Below are 5,563 nucleotides of genomic sequence, written 5' to 3'. Positions count from 1 at the left end.
TAGTAGCTCAGTTTTCTGATTTTTTCCATGGTGAAATTTTAAATCAAAAAAAGTACCTACGCGACTTAAGCAAAGGTAATCAGAAAAAAGCAGGAATAGTTGCAGCGCTAATTGGCAACCCTGAAGTTATTATCCTAGATGAACCGTTTGCTAACTTAGACCCAACTACTCAAATTAGACTAAAAGCAATTATTAAAGATCTTGCAGAAAAACAAGGTGTTACAGTGTTGATTTCAAGTCATGACTTACTTCATGTTACAGATGTTTGTGAACGTATTGTAGTTTTAGAAAAAGGAGAAGTAGTAAAAGATTTAGCAACTAGTGCTGCTACCTTAAAAGAGCTAGAAGCTCATTTTGCAGGTTCTGAGCTAGTCTAACACCTTACATAACATCTAAAAAGCACTCATTTTTAGACGATAATTCAAAAAGATGCTTATTTTTACAGCATTATGCCAATTTGATTTTTAAATGTTATAAAAAAATTTGAATTATTTTTTGTGCAGTTTAGGAAAAAAATACAAGCATAGCCGTAGCTACGGTTCTATTTTATGACGAAGAATGGAAAAAAAAGAAACTAATTTTATGCGATATTTGAACATTAAATTGGTATTTTATAATATTTGTAGTCGTTTTTAGTTATACCTTAACCAAATACAACCACGTTGAATACATCGTTTAAAATTATAATTTCTATTTGTTTTGTGGCACTTTTTGTCACAAGTTGTTCTCGTAAAAATAATACGTTTATAAACAGAAATTTCCACGCTTTAGGTACTAAATATAATGTTCTTTACAATGGTTATATCGCTCTTGAAAAAGGTCGAGAAACTATTGATAATGCTGCTACAGATAATTTCTGGGAACTACTTCCTATTGAACGTATGCAGCTTTCTGAAGATGTTTTTTTTCCTGGACAATCGAGAAATCAAGACTTTGAACGTGCTGAAGAAAAAGCTATAAAAGCTGTGCAAAAGCATGGTATGAATATCAAAGGTAAAGAGTACAATCCACAAATAGACGAAGCGTATTTACTCTTAGGTGAAGCACGATATTTTGATCAGCGTTTTATACCTGCACTTGAGGCATTCAACTATATTTTATATAAATACCCAGCAAGTGACAAAATTAATACAGCGAAAGTTTGGAGAGAAAAAACCAACATTCGACTTGAGAATAATGAATTGGCTCTTAAAAATTTGAAGCGTCTTCTAGACCAAGAAGAATTAGAAGATCAAGATTTAGCAGATGCGACAGCTATGATGGCTCAAGCCTATATCAATATTAAAGCAAAAGATAGTGCATTGGCACAACTAAAAGTAGCTGCCAAATTCACAAAAAAGAAACGAGAGGAAGCGAGGTATAATTTTATTATCGGACAGTTATACAATGAATTTGGACATAAAGATAGTGCTAACATCGTGTTCGACAAGATTATCGATATGCATCGAAAAATACCTCGACCTTACTATATCAATGCACATTTAGCCAAAGTAGTAAATTTTGATACTAAAACCGGAAACCTAGTTGAATTTGAAGAATACTTAACTAAATTGGAGGAAAATCGTGAAAACAGACCATTCCTAGATAAAATTTACTATCGTATAGCAGAGTACCACAGAGGAAATGCTTCAGATTCTTTAGCAAAAGTATATTACAACAAATCTTTGCGCACCAATACAGGAGATAAGCAATTAAGGGCATTTGATTATACCACACTTGGTGATATGAATTTTGACGAAGCGAATTATAGAGTAGCAGGAGCTTATTATGATAGTACAATGACCAATCTAAAATTGAACTCAAAGCCTTATAGAGTAATAAAAAAGAAACGAGAGAATTTAGATGATGTTATTCGTTATGAAGATATCGCTCAAGTTAACGACAGTATTTTAAATTTAGTGAGCTTATCTAACTCTGATAGACTGGCAATTTTTACAGAATACACAAATACTCTTAAAGCAAATGCTGAAGAAGAAAAAGCGAGAGCAGAAGCCGCAGAGCGAGTTAATTCTGGGATAGCAACAATTGATAACAAAGTAGGTAAGTCTCAAAGAGCAAACCCGAAGGCTGGTAACGGAAAACAAGAGTTTTATTTTTACAATAAAACAACATTATCGTTTGGTAAAAATGAATTTGTTAAAATTTGGGGAGACCGAGAACTTAAAGACAACTGGAGACTTTCAAGCAGTGCTATTAATAAAGCAAAAGGCCTACAAGGAGGAGCTGTTGATGCACTAGCTTCAGATGATGAATTGTTTAATCCTGAATATTATATTTCTCAAATACCTAAAGATCAAAAAGTAATTGATAGCATTAGTAAAGAGCGTAATTTTGCGTATTATCAATTAGGATCTATTTACAAGGAAAAATTTAAAGAATATGAGTTAGCTCAAGATAAATTAGAGAAATTATTAATCAGCAATCCTGAAGAGCGTTTAATACTTCCTTCAAAATATAATTTATATAAAATTTATGTTGAACTTGGTTTGGATAGTAAAGCTGAAACTATGAAAAATGATGTGATTTCCAATCATCCAGATTCGAGATATGCTCAGATTTTATTGAATCCAACTTCAGAATTCGCCAAAGACGAAAATAGTCCTGAAAGTATTTATGGTAATTTATATGAGCAATTTAATAATCAGAAATACGCTGAGGTGATTTCAGCTGCTGAAGTAAATATCATCAAATTTGAAGGCGATCCCATTGTCCCTAAATTTGAAATTTTAAAAGCGTCTGCAAAAGGACGTTTGTTTGGCTTTGAAGAATATAAAGCAGGTGTAAATTATATCGCTTTAACGTATCCAAATTCTGAAGAAGGAAAACGAGCTGAAACTATTTTGAGCGAAGTTATACCTGTATTAGCAAAAAAAGAATTTGTTAATGATGTTGAAGCCAATCATTTTAATGTACTATATCCTTTTGAAGCAGGTCAAACAGAAGAAATGGATGAGTTTATTAAAAAACTAGATGACGCCGTTTCAAAAGTGACTTATTTTGATTTATCAACTTCAATTGACGTTTATGATGAAAATACAACATTTGTTGTTGTACATGGATTGAAAAGCGCTCAGGGTGCTTCCGGATTTGCTGAAATATTAGAGGAAAACAAGCATAAAATTGTTCGTGATTTTTATTCTATTTCCTCTCCTAATTATGAAATTATTCAAAGACATAAAAATCTAAACGATTACTTAGCCTCTCAATAAAACGTATAAACCGATGTTTTCTTCAGATAAAAAAACAGGAAAAATGGCAACAGAAACAACTTCTCAGCAAAACACGATTGCTAAAGGAACGACTATTACAGGTGATATCATAAGTGATGGTGATTTTAGAATTGAAGGCTCTGTCCAAGGAAATATTAAAACACCAGGAAAAGTTGTAATTGGCAAAACCGGAATTATAAATGGAACACTAAAAAGCGCTAATGCAGATATTGAAGGTAAGTTTACAGGTAAGCTTTTACTGTCTGATACTTTGTCTTTAAAATCTTCTGCACATGTTGAAGGTGAAGTCATTGTAGGTAAATTAGCCGTCGAACCAGGAGCGACATTTAACGCAACTTGCTCAATGAAAGGCGCTTTAAAAGAACTAAATAATGGCGTACGACAAGGACAACAAACAACCATCCAAAGACCATCTCAATCAGGGCAACCAGAAAAGGGTCAGTCCGCTTAAAAACGTTGCAATTCTCTCTGGAATTGGCATAGAAATGGGTGTTATCATATATCTATTTGTTATGCTAGGTAAGTGGCTTGATACTTCATACAATAATAACGGAAAACTTTATATCGTAATTTGTACACTTTTAGGTGTTGGAATTTCTTTATTTGTTGTTGTAAAACAACTAAATAAAATTAAATATTAAATGAAAAATACATTTACCTCATTCATAATAAAAATTAGTAGTGTTTTAGCCCTTGCTTTTGCTATTCATCTTTTTGTGTTAAGCATAAAATCATTGCCTTTATATGACAACAAAATTGTTTTAGCATATATTGTTAATGCTGTATTGGCAATTTCCATTTTTGGTGTATTGTTTAAAATGAAAGACAAATACAAAGAACAATTAGGATTTATGTTTTTAGGAGGTAGTGCACTTAAGTTTGTCGTCTTTTTTATAGTCTTTTACCCAATTTATAAAGCAGACGGAATAATTTCAAAATTAGAATTTGCAGCATTTTTTATCCCTTATTTATTGAGCTTAATTCTCGAAACACTTAGTTTAGCAAAATGGCTTAATAAAATGGAATAAATAGTTTCATTGGCCCTCTAAAATTTACGCCTTAAAATAAAGTTTAAAATTGTTTTTGTTTTTTAAATAAAAACCTACCTTTGCAGCGATTTTTAGGCCACTATTATTTTGAGTGATATGCAAAGAAAAATGACCGTTAAGACAATTACCTTATTACTATGTTTAGTTTCATTCGTTTCGTTTGGTAAAAACGACGATACTGCTAAAGGAGATAAAAAATCTGAAATTAAGGAGTATATTCAACATCACTTGAAAGATTCCTATGACTTCAGCCTTTTTTCTTACACCAACGATGCTGGAGAACATGTATATGTAGGAGCTCCGCTACCAGTTATTCTATGGGATAACGGTTTGAAAGTGTTTTCTTCTTCAAAATTTCATCATGGCGAAACACTTGCCGAGGTTGGTGGTGATTATTATAAATTATATCACAGTAAAATATACAAAACTGATGCTCAAGGCACTATTAATTATGACGAAGAGCACCATCCTACAAACGTAAAGCCATTAGATTTTTCTATAACTAAAAGTGTGGTAATGATTATCATTACCGGTTTGTTAATGTTTTTCTTGTTTAAAGGTTTAGCAAGATCTTATGCTACAAATGGAGGAATTGCAAAAGGGTTTGGACGATTCTTTGAACCAATAGTACTTTACATTAGAGATGATATTGCGATTCCAAATATTGGTGAGAAAAAGTATATGAAATATATGCCATTTTTATTAACGGTATTTTTCTTTATTTGGTTCTTAAACATTTTTGGTTTAACACCTCTAGGAGTAAATGTTACTGGTAATTTAGCTGTTACAGCCTCTTTAGCGATCTTAACATTTTTACTAACAAATTTAACAGGTACTAGCGATTACTGGAAGCATATTTTTGATCCTTTAGGAGATTCTATGCCATGGTATGCTAAAATACCTTTGTATATCATATTAATTCCTATCGAGGTTTTAGGAATTTTTATTAAGCCTTTTTCATTATTAATTCGTCTTTATGCAAACATGCAAGCGGGACACATTGTGTTAATGAGCTTAATTGGTTTAATGTTTATTTTCAAAAGTTGGATTGGAAGTCCATTATCATTTGGTTTGGCTTTCGCAATTTCACTTATTGAAATATTAGTAGCATTGTTACAAGCATATATTTTTACAATGTTATCTGCTTTATATTTTGGTTTTGCTGCAGAAGAGCACGATCATCATGAAGAAGCACACTCTCATTAATTTGAGTTTAATTTGAATGTTTAATTTTTAAATATATTTATTATGGAAATCCCAGTAATGGTAGGTGCAGGTTTAGTT

6 protein-coding genes are annotated in these 5,563 nt (G+C 31.8%); all 6 read left to right on the top strand.

The features are described 5' to 3' along the window. The coding region (locus AB8B90_RS13155) for an AAA family ATPase (RefSeq protein WP_405337702.1) at window positions 1–377 on the top strand (377 nt) is incomplete at its 5' end. 324 nt (window positions 378–701) lie between these two features. Continuing rightward, complete coding sequence (locus tag AB8B90_RS13150; protein ID WP_405337700.1) at window positions 702–3,209, top strand: tetratricopeptide repeat protein; 2,508 nt, start codon at window positions 702–704, stop codon at window positions 3,207–3,209. 13 nt (window positions 3,210–3,222) lie between these two features. Beyond that, entirely contained in the window at window positions 3,223–3,681 is a 459-nt protein-coding gene (locus tag AB8B90_RS13145) for a polymer-forming cytoskeletal protein (RefSeq protein WP_405337698.1), read from the top strand. Next, window positions 3,602–3,871 carry an AtpZ/AtpI family protein gene (locus AB8B90_RS13140; RefSeq protein ID WP_405337695.1) on the top strand — a complete coding sequence of 90 codons (270 nt, stop codon included), beginning with the start codon at window positions 3,602–3,604 and terminating at the stop codon, window positions 3,869–3,871. Before AB8B90_RS13145 ends, AB8B90_RS13140 begins: the two co-directional genes overlap by 80 nt. Next, complete coding sequence (locus AB8B90_RS13135; protein ID WP_405337692.1) at window positions 3,872–4,258, top strand: DUF6168 family protein; 387 nt, start codon at window positions 3,872–3,874, stop codon at window positions 4,256–4,258. It begins immediately after the preceding gene. A gap of 117 nt (window positions 4,259–4,375) precedes the next feature. Beyond that, window positions 4,376–5,485, top strand: coding sequence for a F0F1 ATP synthase subunit A (gene atpB / locus AB8B90_RS13130; protein ID WP_405337689.1), 1,110 nt, complete (start codon window positions 4,376–4,378; stop codon window positions 5,483–5,485). Window positions 5,486–5,563 lie beyond the last annotated feature (78 nt).

The organism is Psychroserpens sp. (assembly GCF_045105015.1).
Taxonomy (GTDB): domain Bacteria; phylum Bacteroidota; class Bacteroidia; order Flavobacteriales; family Flavobacteriaceae; genus Psychroserpens.
The sequence above is the reverse complement of the archived record's forward strand: the minus strand, read 5'-3'. Positions and strand labels throughout refer to the sequence as shown.

What these genes read in the sequence shown, in the direction of transcription:
- AB8B90_RS13140 (WP_405337695.1), top strand. Translation starts at nt 3,602, where the DNA reads ATGGCGTACGACAAGGACAACAAACAACCATCCAAAGACCATCTCAAT.
- atpB (WP_405337689.1), top strand. Translation starts at nt 4,376, where the DNA reads ATGCAAAGAAAAATGACCGTTAAGACAATTACCTTATTACTATGTTTA.
- AB8B90_RS13145 (WP_405337698.1), top strand. Translation starts at nt 3,223, where the DNA reads ATGTTTTCTTCAGATAAAAAAACAGGAAAAATGGCAACAGAAACAACT.
- AB8B90_RS13135 (WP_405337692.1), top strand. Translation starts at nt 3,872, where the DNA reads ATGAAAAATACATTTACCTCATTCATAATAAAAATTAGTAGTGTTTTA.